We start from the raw sequence: 20243 nt of genomic DNA, 5'->3' as shown, positions 1-20243 counted from the left end.
AACAAAATATTTAACTATAAAATATCTTTAATCTGAAAGTCCCGATTGCTTAATTTACGCTTTATTACTGAATTCATATCACCACAATAATTGATTTTTAATATATATCTCCGTATAAAACCTGTTTCCGCTATATTTATAACTTGTTATATTTAGTTTCAAACGAAAAGGGTTCGTGAACGTTTAGGTAATCTCTGCATCTACCTAAAAAAGTTGATAAAGCATTTACCGTAGAAAAACACTATCAGGTTTTCAATTGAATAAAATACAGATAAATCTTACCTTTTTTCCTCTCTCCGATGCTTTTTGCTGAGGTTTGCCGGAGATGAGGCGAGGGTTTGTCACGATGTATTGAAATCAAGTGAAAGAAATCGTCTATGCGGCTTTATTGTGATATTAAAGCCGGAAAGTAAAGCTGAAATTGTGGCATTTTATTTAATTACCACAGACAGGAAAGCATCTTTTTTTTATTTCAGGGAATTTTTTCATGATTCGGCAATAATTTGTAAACGTAAAAACCTTCCCAACTTAAGAATTCCTAATTAAATATGAGATTAAAAATAAAGACGTGGAAGTTTACTAAACTTCTGCTGTCATTATTGCTTCCTGGAATTATCGTCTTGGAAGCTATGCCCGTCACTGCCGATGAGATTAATAATACAGCAGTGTTTGGGGGTGACAATATCGGCTCTTTTAACACTAATAATACAACTTTTAGAGCGGGAGAAGCAGATTTACAAATAACTAAAACTGCTAATAAAAGTGCCGCAGAGCCTGGAGATACAGTAATTTACCGGGTTGCGATTCGCAATACTGGTGCAGTATCGGCTAGCAATTTAACTCTTAACGATACCCTTCCTTTAGGTTTGAGGTTAGCTGAAAAATCCGTACAAGGTTCTTTAACTGATGGAAGTACGACATCCGAAGTTGAAGTGTCAACCACTCCAGCCCAAAATCGCACGGTTGCAATTAATTATGCTGGTAGCATTCCACCTCAAGGAACTTTGAGTGTAGTTTACGCTGTAACGGTTACACCCGATGGGATGAGAGGCAGTGGAAGAAATTTGGCTGTGGCTACAACTGCAACTCTCACAAGTAATACAGCAAGCCATTTATTAAGAATTCGCCCCGGTATTCTTTCTGATTGCGCGACTTTAATTGGACGTGTTTTTGTTGATAAAAATTTTGATGGGGAACAGCAACGGGGAGAACCAGGAGTCCCGAATGCAGTAATTTTTATGGATGATGGCAACCGCATTATTACTGATGCGAATGGAATGTATTCGGTTGCTAACGTGATTTCGGGTAATCGTACTGCAACTTTGGATTACACAAGTTTACCAGGTTACATTCAAGCTCCCAATCTTTACAAAATCAAAAACAATAGTCAATCTCGCTTGGTACGTTTAGCACCTGGAAGTATGGCGAGAATTAATTTTGCCGTCACTCCAGCTTTTGGAGAGCAAAAAGCTGGTGCGAAGAAAATATTTGCACCAAAGTCTTCAAAGGGGGGACGTTAATCAGATGAAAAATTTAAGTTTAAACAAAAGATATTTTATATTTACTGCTTGTAGCGCAATGATAGTATTTCCTACAGTTAGCGTATCGGCACAAAGTATAGTTATTAATGATAAAGCGGTAAGTAACCCAGGTTTACCACAATTAAATTTAGTAGAAAATGACAATCACATATTATTTTCATCATCAGAAAGTCAAACTGAAAATTTAAGTTTAGAAAAAGTCATCATTCAAGATTTTTCTGTTGCGAAAGAAGACGACTCAGCTATTGTAAATAAGAAAATATCTGAGACTGAAAATAAATTAAATAATCTAAATATTGAAGAAAAGAAGCAACAAAAACAAAATGCTTCGGCTCCCTTATCTATTAATAATCAAGTTAGTATAATTACTCCTCAAGCTGGTATTACTAATAAAGGGACTACTAATATATCAATTCAGCATCACCCTAGCGCCGATATTAATATAGAAGTAAATGGAAAGCCTATAGATAAAAGTCTTAGTAGTTACGTTCATAAGGATGAATCACAAGAGCTTCATACTACAATTTGGTACAAAGTTCCTTTATCCAAAGGTGAAAACACGATTACTGCTCAAGCTCAAGGTGGTAATGCTGTTAGCGTCAATGTCATTTTTCAAGAACAAAAAGCCAAAATTTCCATTAATCCAGTTGGGGAATCGAGAATTCCTGCTGACGGACGTTCCAATATCGATTTTCGAGGCAATATTACTGATGAAAACGGTAAATTAATCGAGAAAGATGTCATCGTTACTCTAAATAGTAACGCTGGTAAATTCATCGGTGCAGATTACAAACCTGATGCAGCTGGTTTTCAAGTTTTGGCTAGAAACGGCGAGTTTACTGCTAGTTTGCAAGCGGGTAATCAAGCCCAAGCTGTTAAAGTTAGCGCTGTCTTGGAAAGTTTGGCGCGAAGAACATCTGTGCGCCAACTTTCCGCCACTATTTACGATAAAAATAATTCTTCTCAATTTGATTCAGAAGCTGTTAGTTATGTCGAATTTGTAACTAATCTACGCCCTTCCTTAGCAACAGGGGTTATCAATTTAAGAATTGGAGCCGGTGGTACCGATTATTGGGGCAGTTTCCGCGATTTTCTCAATCCCGAAGAAATCGATAAAGATACTACTGTAGATTTAGATGCAGCAGTTTTTGCTACTGGTAAAGTCGGAGAATGGCTATTTACTGGAGCATATAACAGCGATCGCCCTTTGAATCAAGATTGTAATGGTGACAATCGTCTTTTTGGTGGAGTTCAATCTTGTGAAAAACAATATCCCGTCTATGGGGATGATTCAACGGTTACTAATACTGCTCCTTCTATAGATAGCGTATATGCTCGCATCGAACGCACTCCTGATATCAAAGGTGCGGAACCAGATTATTTTATGTGGGGTGATTACAATACCCAAGAATTTGCCAGACAGTCCCAACTTTATTCTGCGACAACCAGACAACTGCACGGTTTTAAGGGAAATTTTAATTTAGGTAATTTACAGGTTACGGGATTATTTGCCAATAATATCGAGGGTTTTCAACGAGATACTATCACCCCTGATGGAACTAGCGGTTATTATTTTGTTTCTCGTAGGTTGGTAATTCCCGGTAGTGAAAGCATTTTTATTGAAACAGAGGAAATAAATCGCCCTGGTACGGTAATTAAACGTAAAGCTTTATATCGCGGTGCTGATTATGAAATCGATTACGACAGAGGAACAATTTTATTCCGTCGTCCGATTTTCGCTACCGAATTAAATCCTCTAGAGGCAACTTTAGTAAATCGGATTGTAGTTACTTATCAAAATGAAGCTGGTGAAGATAGCCAACTTTATGGAGGTAGGCTGCAATATAACTTGAGAAATGGAAAGGCAAATCCAGATAGAACGGCATTTTTGGGAGGTAGTTATTTAAAGGAAGAACAAGGAGCGCAAGATTTTGAGCTATACGGAGTTGACTTTTACGCTCCTTTAGCATCCGGTTTTATTCTTGGTGAATATGCGCGATCGCAGCACAATACTCTAAATTTTGGCGATGTCAGTGGTTCTGCTTACAGAATAGAAGCAAATGCGAACATTGGTAGCGGCTTTAAATCAAAGGCTTATTACCGCTCGGTAACGGAAAATTTTGCTAATAATGCGACCTGGAGTTTTGCACCGGGACAAACTCGTTACGGTGCCGATATCGCCGCTAATATAGGTAACTCTACTAGTTTTCAGGTTGGTTACGACCATGAAGAAAATTTCGGTATTGCTCCCGCACAACGAACTCAATTATTTGATTTATTTAATCCTCAACCATTACCGACACCGGGAAGTCAAGTTGATAACTCGTTGACTACGGTTAGAGCCGGAATTCAGCAACAAATCGGCGATTCGGATGTCAAATTTGAATATGTTAATCGTTCTCGCGAAGACAGAGTTAACAACGTATTTGAAGGAACTGCCAGTCAATTAGTATCCAGCCTCAACGTACCTCTAACCGAATCTATAAATTTCCGCGCTCAAAACGAATTGAATCTCGAAGATAGCGATCCTCTTTATCCCAACCGTACAACCCTAGGTTTAGACTGGAGACTTTATCCCGGCGTCACAATGCGGTTAGCACATCAATTTTTTGATGGTGGCTTATTACAAGGTAACAACATCACCAGCTTAGATACCCTCGTCGAACACAAATTTACTAAAGATACCAGCATCAGCGGACGCTACTCGATTCTCTCAGGTATCGACGGTATGAACGACCAAGGTTCAATAGGATTAAATCAACGTATTCGTGTCGCACCTGGATTAAGAATAGATTTAGGTTACGAAAGAGTATTAAACGATATTTTCGGCAACACCGCCGCAGGTGTGAGATTTGCTCAACCCTATGCCACCGGACAAAGTGCTTCTTCTTTAGGTTTATTTGAGGGAAGTACTTACAGTGTGGGCATGTCATATACCGATAATCCCAACTTCAACGCCAACGCTCGCTTTGAATATCGGGATGGCAACCAAGGCAACAATACAGTTATTACCGCAGCAGCAGCCGGTAAAATTTCATCTGCATTAACCGCAGCAGTAAGGTACAAACAAGCTGGTGGAGCCAACCAACTATTAGATGGATTAGCAGATACAGCAAATCTGCGCGTCGGTTTGGCATATCGCGATCCTAAGAGCGATAAATTTAACGCTTTACTCAAATACGAATATCGTCAAAATCCTTCAACAACACCCGATACCTTATTGTTCGGTAGCGGCAACGGTTCTATCGATCATCTTTTCTCAGCAGAAGCAATTTATGCACCAAGTTGGAGATGGGAATTCTATGGAAAATATGCTTTCCGTAATAGTAATAGTTATTTAGCCAATAATTTTACAAGCAACAGCAGCCTAAATCTGGCTCAACTAAGAGCAAATTATCAATTAGGCTACCGTACCGATTTAGCCATAGAAGGACGCTGGATTGGTCAACCAACTCAAGATTTCAGCGAGTTTGGGGTAGCCGTAGAAGCTGGATATTATCTCACGCCCGATTTTCGAGTTGGTGTCGGTTATGCCTTTGGTAGTGCAGATGACCGCGATTTTACAGGCTATCGTTCCGCTGGTGGTCCCTATCTCAACGTCAGCTTCAAAGTAAACGAACTATTTGGTGGTTTCGGCAGACAAAAAGTAGCACCACCACAGCAACAAGAATCTTTAAAAGGTCAAAGGTAAGAGGTTAAAGGTCAAAGGTGAAGAGTAAGCAATTAATAATTGAGAGTTATTAGCTATATTTTACCTCTTCCCCAATTACCAATTACCCATTACCAATGCCCTATGCCTAATTCCCAATTCCCAACTTTCAATTATGAAATCATTTAAATCTAATCTTATTCGTAGCTTCACTTTATTAATGACCACCTGTAGCTATCAAGGTTTACTATTAATCGGTGGAGCAAACTTCTCTCCAGTTGCGGCACAAACCACACCGCTATTATGTGCTGCTCCCGGTACAGATGGAGACGGAATTAATTTAACTGGTGTAATCAATACTTATTATCCCGGTGCAGGAAATGTAAATGCTGGTGCGACTTCAATTCCCGTGGGGACTCCGAATGGTGCGGCACCAATTCAAGCTGGTGACTTGCTGTTGGTTATCCAAATGCAGGGAGCCGATATCGATTCGAGTAATACCGATTCTTATGGGGATGGTGTCCCTGGTGGTTCAACTCCTCTTAGATCCTTCGTAGCTCCACCAGCCACTGGTGCTAGCGGCAATCTCAATAACGCTAACTTCACAGCTGGTAATTATGAATACGTTGTTGCTTCCTCAGCAGTAGCTGGTGGTTCGGTAACAATTCAAGGAGCAAATGGAGGAGGATTAATTAATTCTTATAGTAATGCTCCCTTCGGTACTCAAGGACAAAGAACTTATCAAGTTATTCGCGTACCGCAATACACTAACGCTACTATTACACCAGGGCTGACAGCAAGTCGTTGGAATGGTTCAACTGGTGGTGTTTTAGCATACGATGTTGCCGAAAATTTAAACTTGGCTAGCGCCACCATAGATATTAGCGGCAGAGGTTTCCGTGGTGGTGGTGGACGACAGCTTACGGGAGCAGATCGAAATGTGGCTCCTGGTTTGCTGGAAACTGACTTCAGGAGTTTATCGCAATTCCAAGCCAATGAACCTCAACTTGAAGGTACTAACGGCTCTAAAGGTGAAGGTACTGCCGGTACGCCAAGGTTTATGTTTAACTCTACGAATACTAGTCTAGAAAACTCTGGAGTTGAAGGTTATCCCAACGGTGCATCAGGTCGTGGCGCTCCTGGAAACGCTGGAGGTGGAGGTACAGACGGCGATCCCCTCGGAGATTTTCGATTCCCTAATGGTGAAAACACCGGTGGTGGCGGTGGTGGAAACGGTGGAGCCGGTGGTTTAGGTGGCAGAAGTTTTAGTTCGGAGGAGTTTATCGGTGGTTTTGCTGGTGCGAGCTTTCCTTCTAGCAGCGATCGCCTGGTGTTAGGAGGAGGTGGTGGTGCGGGAACTACTAACGACAACAGAAGCGACCTTCCGAATGGTTTATCAAGTAGTGGTGCTGCAGGTGGCGGTATCGCATTGATTCGTACCGGTAGCGTCAGCGGTAGCGGCGCTATCAACGCTAATGGTAGTAGTGCTCTAGATGCCAGAACTGATGGTGGTGGTGGCGGTGGTGCTGGTGGTAGTGTAGTGGTATCCGCTATCAATAATAACCTTACAGGTCTTACAGTCACCGCTAATGGTGGTAGTGGTGGTAACGCATTAGCCAACGATCCTCACGGCCCTGGTGGTGGTGGTGGTGGTGGAGTTATCTTCACCAGCCCAGGTGCAAATGTCAGTGCGAATGGTGGTGCATCTGGTCAGACAAGCGACCCTTTGGAACCTTTTGGGGCAACCGCTGGTTCTAACGGTACTACTTCCACTGTTGGTAATATTAATGGTGCTAGTTCCGGTGCGGAATGTCCGCTACCACAATTAACTATTACTAAAACGACTTCTACACCAGGCCCAATTATCAAACCTGGGCAAGCTACATATACGATTACAGTTTCTAACGCTGCCGATAAATTGGCTGCAACCAATGTTAATATTTCTGACCCATTACCTAGTGGTTTTACTTACGATGCTTCGGTTGACCCAATAATTACTTTAAACGGAGGTGCAACTCGTACTATCACTACCAATCCATCCGATGGAGACAACACAGCTAATTTTGGAACTTTCACCATTCCTGGTGGTGGTAGTGTTGCAGTTACATTTTCAACCAATATTAACGAAAATACCGTTAATGGTGTTTACAATAACCCAGCTACTGCTACTTATACAGACGCTAGCAACACCACAAAAAGTGTAAGTTACGACCCAGCAAACCCTGATGAAGACGTACAGGTAGGAAGCGATGTACCTACCGATCCAGAACGTTTGCGGGGACTCAAAAGAATTACCAATGTATTCAGGAACGGGCTTCCTATCAGCGGAATTGATTTTAATTCCTTTATTGATAATCCTAATGACCCCATTGATAATTTACCCGGTTGGTTTCAACTTTCACCGGTAGGAGTATTTGATATTAGTCCGCAATTACCCTTACAAAGCGGTGATGAAGTTGAATACACGATGTATTTCCTTGCTGATGGAAATCGACCGGTAGAAAACGTCAGATTTTGCGATCCAATTCCTCAAGGAACTAGTTTTGTTCCCGATAGTTTTGGTTCCGGTAGCGGTATATCTGTAAATCTTTCAAATACAGTTACAGCAAATACTAATAATAATGATGGCGATAACGGTAGCTTTTTTGCTCCAGGAACTCAACTTCCCGCCGATAATTTCTGTCCCAATCAAGATAATCCGACTGGTACAGTGATTGGTAATCTCGGTACTATTAACCATACTCTTGGTAATAATTTTGGTTTTGTTCGGTTTCGAGTGCAAGTGGATTAAGACAGGGAATTTCGGTTGAGTGGAATACATGTAGAAACCTCACCCCCTTCCCCTCTCCTTGTTAAGGAGAGGGGTGTACAAAGGGAGAAGGTGAGGTTTTTATTCTATCTTGATGTAGAGACGGGGTGTATTGCTACGTCTCTTTCAATGTGAAATCACATTTTCATATTTCTATTCAGTAGAACCAATTATTTTTATCAATTTTGGGAAAAATAAACTTGTTCGTCTAGTATCTCCGGGCAGACTACCGTGCAATTTTTTTTTTAAAGCTCTCAAAGTATTGGTGAAAATAAAGAAACCCGGTTTTTTGAAAAAACCGGGTTTCTCAACATCTCGACTTTTAACAAAATATATAAAATTACTATATTTCTTTTTACTGATATTACCCCTAACTTCTTGTCAGCAATCAAAGTCAAATAATCAAATAAAAGCACTTCCACAAGATTCATCAATACAAGTTTATTTTAATCATTCACAAACTTCTGAATATCGAGAATCTTACCGCGAAAAAATTCGCAAGGGAGATGATTTAGAACAAATAATTATTGATGCAATTTCTCAAGCTAATTCTACAATTGATATTGCGGTACAGGAATTACGTTTACCTTTGGTTGCTCAAGCATTAGTTAAAAAACAGCAAGCGGGAATTAAAGTTAGAATAATTCTAGAAAATAACTATAGTCGTACTTGGAGTGATTTTACACCGCAAGAATTAACAAAGTTAACCAAACGGGAAAGAGATAAATATCAGGAATTTCTCAAATTTGCAGATACTGACGAAGACGGTAAGCTTTCTCAAGAAGAAATTAATCAAAGAGATGCTTTAAAAATAATCAAAAATGCCAAAATTCCTTTAATTGATGATACCGCTGACGGCTCAAAAGGTAGCGGTTTAATGCATCATAAATTTATCGTTATTGATAATCGCTTTGTAATTGTAACTTCTGCTAATTTCACATTGTCCGGAATTCACGGCGATTATGATAATTACGATAGCTTGGGAAACGTTAATAATTTAATTAAAATCGATAGTGTTGAATTAGCAGATATTTTTACAAACGAATTTAACATCATGTGGGGTGATGGAGTCGGAGGTAAATTTGATAGTAAATTCGGTTTACAAAAACCTCGACGAGATTTTCAGCAAGTAAATTTTGGTAACAATAAGGTAACAGTAAGTTTTTCTCCCACTTCCCCTACAAAACCTTGGATTCACAGCAGTAATGGATTAATTGGTAAAACCTTAAAATCAGCAGTTAATTCTATAGATTCAGCATTGTTTGTATTTTCAGCCCAGCGTTTAAGTAATATTCTCGAAACAAGCCATCAAAAAAATGTGAAAATAAGAACCGTTATAGAACCAGACTTCGCTTATCGTTTCTACAGCGAAGGTTTGGATATGATGGGTCTTGCTTTGAGTAATAAATGTAAATACGAACTCAATAACCAACCTTGGGAAAACCCAATTAATACTATAGGAATTCCCTTATTAACGAGTGGTGATTTATTGCATCATAAATATGCTGTTATTGATAAAAAGATTGTAATTACTGGTTCTCATAATTGGACGGAAGCTGCAAATATTGGCAATGATGAAACGGTTTTGGTAATTGAAAATCCCAAAGTAGCGGCTCATTATGTAAGGGAGTTTGAAAGACTTTACGTTAATGCTGAATTTGATATACCTAGAAGGATTGAGAAGAAGGTTAAACAGCAAGAGAAGGAATGTGGGGAAATTAAAGCGCCTTCGACTTTTGCAGAAAAGGTAATTGTTGATATCAATACAGCTACGGTGGAAGAATTGGTAAGGCTTCCTGGGGTGGGTAAGAAGTTGGCGGAAAGGATTATTAAAGCGCGTGGGGAAAAGCGGTTTGATTCTTTGGAAGATTTGGAGAGAGTGAAGGGGATTGGGAAGAAGATGTTGGTGAAGTTGGAGGGGAGGGTGAGTTTTTGAACGCGGAGGAGCGCGGAGGGAAGCGCGGAGTTTTTTTAGAATTTGTAGGTTGGGTTGAGCGACAGCGAAACCCGACAACATCTTAATAATTTTATGTTAAGGAACGAAGCCCAACTTACTAAAGATTACATTTATCAAGCCGCTCAAAAAGAAAAGAACGATCGCGCTTAAAATATAAATAATCTTTTTTAACTTTTTCCATTTTTCCGCTCTCATCAACAACCCAACTGTAAAAACCTAAAGTTGGCATAATACCAGCAGATGTTTTTTGATAATCTTCTTCTACTTTTTTTACTAATTGATTATATGCAAAGTAATTTTCTTTTTCTTTTTCATACCACCCTATACTGGTTACAAACGCAATAAAATTTTCTTCGTCGCGGTTTTTCCATGTTTTAATAGCCAATCGATTTCTTGTATCTATCCAGATTTTCTTTTGTATGCTCAAACCAAAGTGTTGCTTTGAGTGAAATTCCCATAAAGAATTAATATATCGAAGGCTTTCGCAGGAAAATGTTTTTATAGATTCTGTATCTAAAAATATTTCTTTGTCAGCAATGTACAGCATAAGCATATGTGTTCTTTTATCTGCTTCTTGCCATTTTTTATTTAAGAGTAAGTTATTAAGCTCATCAAGATAATATTCTCCTAAGGAATCCTTGGTTTGAGTCTTAATCGTTTCATATCCATCGCTATTTTTATCGTTATTTTCTGAGATTAATCTTATCAATTCTAAGTGTAGATCTTCTATCTTTTGTTTTGATATAATATTGACTTTTGATTGTGAAATAAATACAGGACTCACTTTAACTAAAGTCTTTCCTCTTTTACGTTTTTGTTTGAGATCACTAAGAATATCAAATGCTGATTTATATTGTTCGATTGCTTTCTCAGACTTATTATTTTCTTTGAAAAAATTACCCGATACTTTTAAGAATAAGATACAAAATTGAGATTCAGCATCATATTTTTTTATCTTAGATATATCACATCGAGCTTTACTAATATTTTCAATTTTTTTAAGATAATTTTCTGCTTTTTTCAAATCTTTATTTTCAAATTTTTGGTAAGCATAAGATATGCCGGTATTAAGAATTGCAAGTTTCAGCTTACGGTCTTTAATATTAACAGATTGACCAGCTAGCGAGAATAATTCTTTCGCTTCAGAATCAGAACCTTCATTTTCAAGTTCTCCTGCAAGTTTAGTTAATTCTTCTACTGTTTTAATATATGTATGAGTTTGTGTAGCTAATATTATTGTAAAGAATAATGATATTGCTGCTACCGAGAATGCAATTATTGAACTAATACGAAAGCGTTGAGCTTCACTCAAAATTTTATCTCTATCTTCTACTGCTTTTTTATTAGCTTCACTCAATATTTTATTTCTATCTTCTGTAGCTCTTCTATCTTCCTCTGCCCTCTTATATTCTGCTTTTTTATTGCTGAAAGCTATCTCTTTCTCTCTACTAGCTGCTAAAAATTGTTTGTCTTGAAAGCTTAAATCTTTATCTTTAGCCCATTTTTCTGCACTTTCTAAAGCTTTTCCTCGTAAAAGTCGCGATTTATCAGTACATCCAGAAGCAACCCAAGCACGAAAAGCTTCCGAATATGGACGCAAATTCTTTAACTGAACTTCAACCCAATTATGACTAAAGACTTGTTGATAAACTCGATTATAAACCCTTAACTTATTTTGTCTTTGAACAACTAAACCAGATAATCGTAATTCACTTGATTCAACATTTTTCTTAGCAGCAATCTCTCCATGAAGTTGAATTTGCTTGTACAATTCCAACAAATATCCGGCTCGCTGCTCCGACGACAGAATTCTATCCCTGATAGTTCGTAAATGCTCTGGATCGTCTTGGGATTCCCAATTTTCAATAATCCTTGATTTCACAACCTCCTTTACAGAATTGGGATTATTTTTCTCGGATTCCTCAACCATAAACTTGCATAGCTTTTGAGTCAGAAATGGTTGCCCTCCCGTCCAATGTAATATTTCTTCTATTACCCTTTGAGGATAATTAAATTTACCTTCTAACCCCTTAATTAAGGGTTCAACTTCATCAGTTTGAAAACCATTTAATTCTATTGCTTCCCCAATATTAAAAGGAGTTTGGGTTTTATCCGTAATTAGATCGCTAGGAGTTGCTACGCCTAATAAAGCAAAAGTTAACCTTTGAAAAATCGGATTATCAACCCGCTGATTCTGGAAGAAGCGAATCAATGCGAAAAAGTCATCCGCAGAAAAATCTTGACTCAGCACCTTATCAATTTCATCCACGAAAATAACTATTGGTTGCTGAATCTTATCTAATAAAACCTTTTGAATAAATAAACTCAAACATTGCACTGGTGAAAGAACAGCTTGATGTTGTTGCCACCATTCCTGCCAATCAAAATCGAATTTATCTTCTAACTGACAGCTTTCCGATAAATTGTAAACAATTCCCCCATACCATTGTTCTTGACTTACCTTGCCAATTCCCGTCAAATCAATTGCAGCACAGACAGTTCCTTGTTTTTGTAAGCGTTGCATAGTCTGTACGCGCAAACTCGATTTACCCATCTGTCGGGAGTTGAGCACATAACAAAATTTACCAGCTTTCAATTTTTGATAAAACTTTTCGTCCGCTTGTCGCTGTACGTAACTAGGAGCGTCAACTGGCAGGCTGGCACCTATTTGATAAAAATTAGAATTGCTTGTAGTCATAGTTACAATTCCTTAAGATACACGACGAAAATAGTCGCGATATAATTGACAGCGGGGTAAGACGTGATTATTTTGACGAATCACCAGCCCTAAACTGTGTAATTTATAAATTTCTATAGAATCTAACTCTACTCCCGCAGTTGAGTTAACTACTCGTTGCAAAGCTTGTACTAAATCCGGTGCTGTACGTAATATATCTAATAAATAACTTAGGTGATTGCGATAAATACCAGCTTCTGTTGTAGCCGACTGTAACAAATCTTGCAAGGTTGTCTTGGCGATCGCTACATCATACATTGCTAAACGCAACAAATAGGGATGCCCTCCTACCATTCTCCTTAATTCCGGGAGCATACTATCCTGGGAATCAATGCCATGTTTTGTCGCTAATTCTTCTACCTGCTGCTGATTAAATTCTTCTAATTCAACAGGTAAACCAGCATTAAAAGGTGATTGATGGTAATCTAAGGGGATATAAACTTCTGTAGAATGAGCTAACACTAACCGCAATTGTTTCCAGATTTCCTCAGTTTTGCCTTTTTCATGCCAAGAGCGCAACATTCCGAAGAAATCTTCTAAAACTTCACTATAGGGAAATAATCTATCTACTTCATCTAAGACTAGTATTAAAGGAGAATTTATTGGTTTTAATATGTGCTTTTTAAAATAAGCCGTGCAGTTATCGTTGCTGCCTAAAAGTGAAGTATTCCAGTTATTCTCAACTCTATCGTCAAGTTCAAGCTCTAAAGAAACCGTGCAACATAACCAGCGAAGAAATTTATCTAGATTCGTAATTACTTCTTTATTTACTCCACCAAAATCTAAATACACTCCTTGATAATTCTGCTTGATTCCGGTAGAAATAATTCGTCTTAATAAAGAAGTTTTGCCCATTAATTTTGGTGCTTTAATCCGAATTAAGGAAGCGGGTTGCTCTAGGGTTTGAGAACAAAGAGACTCAATTCCATTCCTTTCTAAATAAAAAGGGGAGTCAAGGGGTACAGAACCATCAGGATATTCCAGTGACTGTATAAAATTATTATTAACTATAGGAATTATAGGTTCGTCAGTTTTTTTTTTAACATCCAAGATGATTCCATCTTTGGCTCGCATATAAAGCACTGGTGTGGCAAAATCCCGCTTATCAAGTCCGACTTCCATAGAGATCGCATTCCGTGTTGATTGAATAGCTGCATCTACGGGATAACCTAGCGCTAGAGTGCGATAAAACTCGTCTGCGAAAAGTTTAGCTGTATTATCGAAAATGGAATATTGCATCGCTACTACTGCGGGTATTCCACGACGAACAAGATTTGGTGCTGTACCTCTCATCGCTTGATTTGAAGCGACTACTGCACCTTGACAGGAATTGAGAATAACTAAACCTAAATTTTTGTTACCTAAAAAGAAATTGGCAAAATTTTCATCATCCATATATTTGGCTTTACCATCTTTATCTACAAGCACGATATAGCCTTGATTATTATCAAAGACACCGTGACCGATAAAATGGAAAATATTGTAAGGCTTTTCCCTTAACTTTTGCTGAATCTCTTGTCTGGTAGCTTCTTGCAATACATCTAACTCAATATTTCCAGCATCTATATGCTCTGCTAATGCTTCACGAATAAGTTTCTCCTCTTCAGCCACATCTAATGCAGCTAAATCAGTAGGAGTCGAGATAACTAATAAGACTTTTAGGGGTAAATCAGCCGCTTTGATATCGCGTTGTTGTAGAGGAACATCAATATAGCGAGAAAGAACGGTTTCAGTGTTGTTTGCTAGAAAGATGTTTGTATCTTCTTCATAGAGAAATTCCCAAGGAAGAGATGCTAATTCAGGGGATTCAAAGATTAAACGCAAGCGGACGCTTTCTTGATTAACTTGTGCGGCTGCTATGGTAGCTTGAAATCGAGCATTAATTTTATCGGGAAAAAGTGCTTGGTAAAGTTGACTTCCTAATGCTTTAAGCAAATCACTATTTGTTTGTCCCGAGTCAATTAATTGTAAAGTCAGATTAATTTGATTTTTTTCCCAGCGTAATTCACCCGAAACTTCACCTTGTTCCGAGGAAGCTCGAATATGGTTATTTTTATCAACTATTATTTGAAAATCTTGGTAATTCATTCAAAGTTTATTTAAAAACACCAAAGCAAACATAATTTTTACGCACCGCTTCCGCTTGTTGGCTTGTTAAGCTTCCACTTACATTATTAAAATATACAACCACTTCTTGATGCCTGAATTTATTTTTTATTTTGATTTACTTGTTTTGAAAGGTTATATGAGAGCATAAGTAGGTTGGCGTTGAAAATCGTAACTTAGAAAAGGTCGTTAGCAGTAGGCAGTACGAGTAAGGGTTTAAAGCAAATTTACATTTTTTCACATAGTGATATTTTTTCTGCTGACTTACTTGCAGAATCATTTTTGTTGAACTACAGTATCAGCCAAAACTTAGGTAAATACATAAACTAATATAAAGGTGCTAGTAATATTTTTAGCTCAATTTGGAATATTTTGAAGCATTAGTTTTATCAAATTCGGCTCTACAACAGCTTACTCAAACAAGAACTCCACCAAGGAGAATATCGAAATAGTTGATTAATGGCACAACATAGGCACAACTAATTACACTTAAAGTACTCCCTTACTTCTTGCTTTGCTATTAAACCGATGACCGAACAAAAATCTCGAATCTGCATTCTTGGTGGTGGCTTTGGTGGACTTTACACTGCTTTACGTTTAGTTAAACTTAATTGGGAAGAGTCCCAGAAACCGGAAATTGTTCTGGTTGACCAAAATGACCGCTTTTTGTTTTCCCCTCTTCTTTACGAACTGCTGACTGGGGAAATGCAAAGTTGGGAAATAGCCCCAACCTATCAAGAACTTCTGCAAAATACTGGTATACGCTTTTATCAAGCAACGGTGTCTGGAATTGATACCGAAGAAAAACGAGTAGAGTTACTAAATGGCCCAGAAATTCCCTACGACCGTTTAGTATTAGCTATGGGTGGAGAAACGCCCTTGGATATGGTACCTGGTGCGACATCTTATGCTCATGCATTCCGCAGCCTTGATGATGCTTACGCTTTGGAAGAACAATTGCGGATTCTTGAAGAATCCGATAAAGATAAAATTAGAATTGCAATTGTTGGTGGTGGCTATAGCGGTGTTGAATTAGCCTGCAAATTATCTGACAGACTCGGGGAAAGAGGACGTTTTCGATTAGTGGAAATGGCTGATGGAATTCTCCGCAATTCTCCGGAGTTCAATCGTGAAGCTGCGAAAAAAGCTTTGGATGAACGCGGTGTTTGGGTTGATTTGGAAACAAAGGTGGAATCTATTGCTGCCGATAGTATTTCTCTGGAATACAAAGGTGTTGTCGATACAATTCCCGTAGATTTGGTAATTTGGACTGTAGGTACCCGAGTTACTCCTTTAGTTGAGCAACTTCCCATTAAACACAACAAACAAGGGCAAGTTACTACTACATCGACTTTACAGGTAGTAGATAATCCCGATATCTTCGCTTTAGGAGACTTAGCAGAAAGTTTTGATGCAGAAGGAAAGCAAATACCGACAACTGCACAAGCTGCTTTTCAACAAGCCGATTATGTCGGTTGGAATATTTGGGCTAGTCTTACGAATCGTCCTTTACTTCCCTTCCGCTATCAACATCTAGGTGAATTTATGTCATTGGGAGTTGATAATGCCACACTTACGGGCTTGGGCTTAAAAATGGAAGGAACATTCGGATTTGTTGCTCGTCGTCTTGCTTATCTTTACCGTCTACCAACTTTAGAACATAAATTAAAAGTTGGTTTTAATTGGTTAACTCGTCCTATTATAGAGGCACTTTCTTGAAGATAGGGAGTAGGGTGCAATAAGAGGGGGAGAGAAGGAGAAAAGGGGAGAAATTCCTCACTCTTCACTTCTAAACTATGCCCCATACTTAACTGAGAATCGAAAATCCAAAATCCAAAATCCGAGTTACAGGTGGATGAAACAGCCGAAAGTCATTTTTTTAGATGCCGTTGGAACACTCTTCGGTATTAAAGGTAGTGTTGGTGATGTTTACAGTCAAATTGCACAAGAATTTGACGTGGAAATATCACCGGCTACTTTGAATCAAACCTTTTTTCAGAGTTTTAAAGCTTCACCACCCCCAGTTTTTCCTAAAGCACAATCACAAGATATTCCACAACGCGAGTTTGCATGGTGGCATCGCATAACTCAAACCACTTTTGAGCAAGCCGGTGTTTTGCATAAATTTGATGACTTTTCGGCTTTCTTTAGCGAAGTCTATATCCACTTTGGCACGGGAGATCCTTGGTTTGTTTATCCCGATGTCCTCAAAGCTTTAAATAATTGGCAAAATAAAGGAATCGAATTAGGAATATTATCCAATTTCGATTCCCGAATTTATTCAGTTTTACAAGCTTTAGAATTAAGGGATTACTTTGGCTCGATAACTATCGCAACTCAATCTGGTGCAGCCAAACCCAACCAAAAAATATTTGCGATCGCCCTGGAAAAACACAATTGCTTACCAGAAGCTGCATGGCACATTGGCGATAGTCTTAAGGAAGATTACGAAGGAGCCAAAGCTGCTGGGCTTCGAGGTATTTGGTTAAATCGGAATCAGTGAACAGTGAACAGTTATTAGTTAACAATTATCAGTTAACAACAATATTTCACATCAAAGCCCGGTTTTGTGAAAAAGCCGGGTTTTAAAGTTCTCAATTATTAATTAGATAGCTGATTTACTTCGTCTTGTAGTATACGAATCAAGTTTTCATCTCCTCTTCGTTTGGCAACTTCTAAACGACGCTGCACATTACGAAGTAAATTTTGTTGATGAGTTTGATTTAACTGATTTGCGTTAACTCGATTCCTAAAAGATATTTTATTGCTATTACCAAAAATAAAATTTAACTTTTTACGCTTCTTTAATTCTTCTACCTTTTCTGGATTCCCAGAATAATAACTAACACCGCGATACTTTAGTTCTACTGCATTATCAGTTACGGGAGTGTATTGAGAATAATGACATTTCCACTCTGCACCCCGATATTTTCCACAAACTCCTGCGGTAGTTACTTCAACTGTTGCAGGAGCGTGTTCGTACTTAATTCCGCGATAAATAAGTTTCATAATATTCCTTGCCTCTTTGTATCTCTAAGGTTAAAAGCGAGGCGCGTTCCTTCGGCTCTAAATCCTACTTCCGTCTTTATAAGCTATTTAACTATCTAGATATTGTTATCTGCAAACAAAGATGAACGAAAAATTATATTTCTGTATTTATTGTAACTGTTTTTTCTTAAAGTCAGGGTAGCTTAACAAAGTTTTATGTTTTCTTTATATTTTAAAAGTAAATAGTAGGTTATATCACCTAATTCAGCAGGGATAAGGATTTTTAGTTGATTCACATACACTCGCAACCTCACCTCTTTCCTTCTCCTTCCGCCAGTAGAGGCGTGTATTCTATTCAACTGAAAACTGCTATATAGGGAATCTCAGTTGAGTACCATACATTCCGTCACCTCACCCCCATCCCTTCTCCAAGTCATCGGCTACGGTGTACACACAAGTAGTTAAGAGCATTGCTCGCCAGGGAATGCAAGTCCCTGTCTAATAGCAGAAGTCCTATAAATAGGACTAATACCATTTCTTTATAAAGATGCGCCTAATTTAGCCCCTGAAGAGGGGCTTCGTTTGTTTAGCCCCACTCTTCTAGAGTGAGGGCTTTTAGCGCAGCCTCATACAGAATTGGTATAACTATGATGTTTTATTTTGTACATAATTTTTCAGTCGTCTTTAGACGACTTTAGCTATTAGAAGGGGACTTATAGTCCCTGGCAGATTTGTGTGTACACCGTAGCCTTGTTAAGGAGAGGGGTACCCGGAGGGCGGGGTGAGGTAATATTTGTATTGCACTGAAGTAAAAACCGCAATATACAGTATGTACAAAAAAAGAACCAAAATTTTACATTAATATTGGTTTTCAGTAAATAGAAATACAAAAGCTACCAGAACATCTGAGATTTCGTGGTTGGCTAAATCAACTATTTGGTGGAAAAAATTTGGTACTACAGTCAAAATCAAACTTGCAAAACCTTTACCTCTTCCCCAGTGCTAACCGACTTCTTCCCAACTTCCAAAACAGCAAAAGCATTAGTTTGAGCTAAATTAATCAAATTTCCAGAACTTTTACTACCAGCAGCAGCACTAAATTGATAAACCCCATCAACTAAATTTAACTTTCCCCAAATATAAGTTTCCCGTTTACCGTTGGAATTTAAATTATTGCGAGTTTGAGCTTTGATAAATTTAGGTTGCCAACCTTCCACAATGCTGGAACATTTTTTAATCACTGGCTGCACAAAACGCCAATAACTAACCAAAGCTGAAACTGGATTCCCTGGTAAACCGAAATATATCGGGGCATTAGGAATATTGAAAGTTGCTACGGTAAGAGGTTTACCGGGTTTCATTGCTACGGCTCGTACTTTAATTTCTCCACCGAGAGATTCGAGAATTTTTTCAACATAATCGTAATCTCCTACCGACACACCACCGGAAGAAAGTACTATATCAGCTTTGGCGATCGCTTCTTCAATTGCCTTTTTGATTGCTTCTCTATCATCTTTGATAATTCCCAAAATCAAAGGTTCACCGCCGCATTGTTTCACTAAAGCAGCTAAAGCATACTGATTTGAATCTACAATTTGTCCGGGTTGTAAAGTTTGTTCGGGCGTTATTAGTTCATCACCAGTAGATAAAATAGCTACACTGGGACGACGAAAAACGTTTAACTTTGTACATTGAGCGGCAGCTAAAACTGCTATTTCCGGAGCATTAAGCTGAATTCCTGCGGACAATAATTCCGTTCCCGCTTGGTAATAAGCAGCACGATGTCTGACAAATTCTTGAGATTCTGGTGCTTTGAGAATGAAAACCTTGTCATCTTCGCGACGGGTATTTTCTTGCATGACTACCGTATCGGCACCTTTTGGCATTACTGCACCGGTAAAAATCCGCGCAGCCTGTCCCGATTGAATGTTAGATTGAGGTTGATAGCCTGCGGGGATATCCTCAACAAGTTTTAAAACCGCTGGCTTTTCCTCATTAGCTTCTCGAACATCTTGATAAACTACAGCATAACCATCCATTGCTGAGTTATCCCAGTGAGGAAAATCGATTTGACTAGTAACTGGTGAAGCTAAAACTCTTCCGGTAGCTGTTAACAAATTGACGGTTTCTATATCTGTTTGATTATTTAAGGGTTTAACTAAGTTAAAGATAATATTTTCTGCTTCGTTTACTGATAACATTGCCAATTAATCCTATAACAGTCCGATTTCATTTATGAATTAACTTGTATGCAAAGAGATAAGTTATATAATGCTCGGTTAAAAAGTTATCATATCAGTCAGGGCTGGTAATTGGTAATTGCTAATTGGTCACAAATAACTATCGAAGCTTTCAAGAGATAGCAAGTAATTAGCCAAACTTTATATTTTTGATTTCAATCAAGTATTGTAAAAGAGAGATTAAATTATTATATAAGTCCTGTAAACGCTACTGAT

General features: G+C 38.3%; 10 protein-coding genes and 1 riboswitch. Of the genes, 6 read left to right on the top strand and 4 right to left on the bottom strand.

All coding sequences use genetic code 11. From position 1 onward, the window contains the following. Positions 1-548: 548 nt before the first annotated feature. The 4 genes from RIV7116_RS33120 to RIV7116_RS33105 all read left to right on the top strand — a co-directional run bounded on the left by RIV7116_RS33120 (position 549) and on the right by RIV7116_RS33105 (position 9935). Positions 549-1520 carry a DUF11 domain-containing protein gene (locus tag RIV7116_RS33120; protein ID WP_015122722.1) on the top strand — a complete coding sequence of 324 codons (972 nt, stop codon included), beginning with the start codon at positions 549-551 and terminating at the stop codon, positions 1518-1520. A 4-nt stretch (positions 1521-1524) separates the two neighbouring features. Continuing rightward, on the top strand, positions 1525-5232 hold the full coding sequence (locus RIV7116_RS33115) for a hypothetical protein (RefSeq protein WP_015122721.1): 3708 nt from the start codon (positions 1525-1527) through the stop codon (positions 5230-5232). A 133-nt stretch (positions 5233-5365) separates the two neighbouring features. Continuing rightward, positions 5366-7981, top strand: coding sequence for a DUF11 domain-containing protein (locus RIV7116_RS37500; RefSeq protein ID WP_015122720.1), 2616 nt, complete (start codon positions 5366-5368; stop codon positions 7979-7981). 352 nt (positions 7982-8333) lie between these two features. Then, positions 8334-9935, top strand: a complete 1602-nt coding sequence (locus RIV7116_RS33105; RefSeq protein ID WP_044292628.1) for a DUF655 domain-containing protein — start codon at positions 8334-8336, stop codon at positions 9933-9935. 118 nt (positions 9936-10053) lie between these two features. On the opposite strand, the gene RIV7116_RS35445 is transcribed toward RIV7116_RS33105, so the two are convergent. Continuing rightward, positions 10054-12654: an AAA-like domain-containing protein gene (locus tag RIV7116_RS35445; RefSeq protein WP_015122718.1), complete on the bottom strand. Its 2601-nt coding sequence runs from the start codon at positions 12652-12654 to the stop codon at positions 10054-10056. Positions 12655-12666: 12 nt separating this feature from the next. Next, positions 12667-14781: an AAA-like domain-containing protein gene (locus tag RIV7116_RS33095; RefSeq protein ID WP_015122717.1), complete on the bottom strand. Its 2115-nt coding sequence runs from the start codon at positions 14779-14781 to the stop codon at positions 12667-12669. A gap of 546 nt (positions 14782-15327) precedes the next feature. On the opposite strand from RIV7116_RS33095, the gene RIV7116_RS33090 reads away from it, so the two are divergent. Together RIV7116_RS33090 and RIV7116_RS33085 are read left to right on the top strand one after the other, a co-directional pair. Continuing rightward, entirely contained in the window at positions 15328-16518 is a 1191-nt protein-coding gene (locus tag RIV7116_RS33090; RefSeq protein ID WP_015122716.1) for an NAD(P)/FAD-dependent oxidoreductase, read from the top strand. Between the two features lie 136 nt (positions 16519-16654). Then, positions 16655-17302 carry an HAD family hydrolase gene (locus RIV7116_RS33085; protein ID WP_015122715.1) on the top strand — a complete coding sequence of 216 codons (648 nt, stop codon included), beginning with the start codon at positions 16655-16657 and terminating at the stop codon, positions 17300-17302. Between the two features lie 98 nt (positions 17303-17400). Here the strand turns inward: RIV7116_RS33085 and RIV7116_RS33080 are convergent, their stop codons facing one another. Both RIV7116_RS33080 and glp read right to left on the bottom strand, forming a co-directional pair. Next, a complete protein-coding gene (locus RIV7116_RS33080; RefSeq protein WP_015122714.1) occupies positions 17401-17808 on the bottom strand; it encodes a DUF4278 domain-containing protein in 408 nt (135 codons plus the stop codon). A gap of 40 nt (positions 17809-17848) precedes the next feature. Beyond that, a riboswitch (Glutamine riboswitch) is annotated at positions 17849-17938 on the bottom strand. Between the two features lie 817 nt (positions 17939-18755). After that, positions 18756-19988 (bottom strand): gephyrin-like molybdotransferase Glp, encoded by a 1233-nt coding sequence (gene glp, locus RIV7116_RS33075; protein ID WP_015122713.1) that lies wholly within the window; start codon positions 19986-19988, stop codon positions 18756-18758. Positions 19989-20243: the final 255 nt, after the last annotated feature.

This window comes from Rivularia sp. PCC 7116 (assembly GCF_000316665.1).
GTDB lineage: Bacteria > Cyanobacteriota > Cyanobacteriia > Cyanobacteriales > Nostocaceae > Rivularia.
This window is presented reverse-complemented; position numbering and strand designations above follow the sequence as displayed.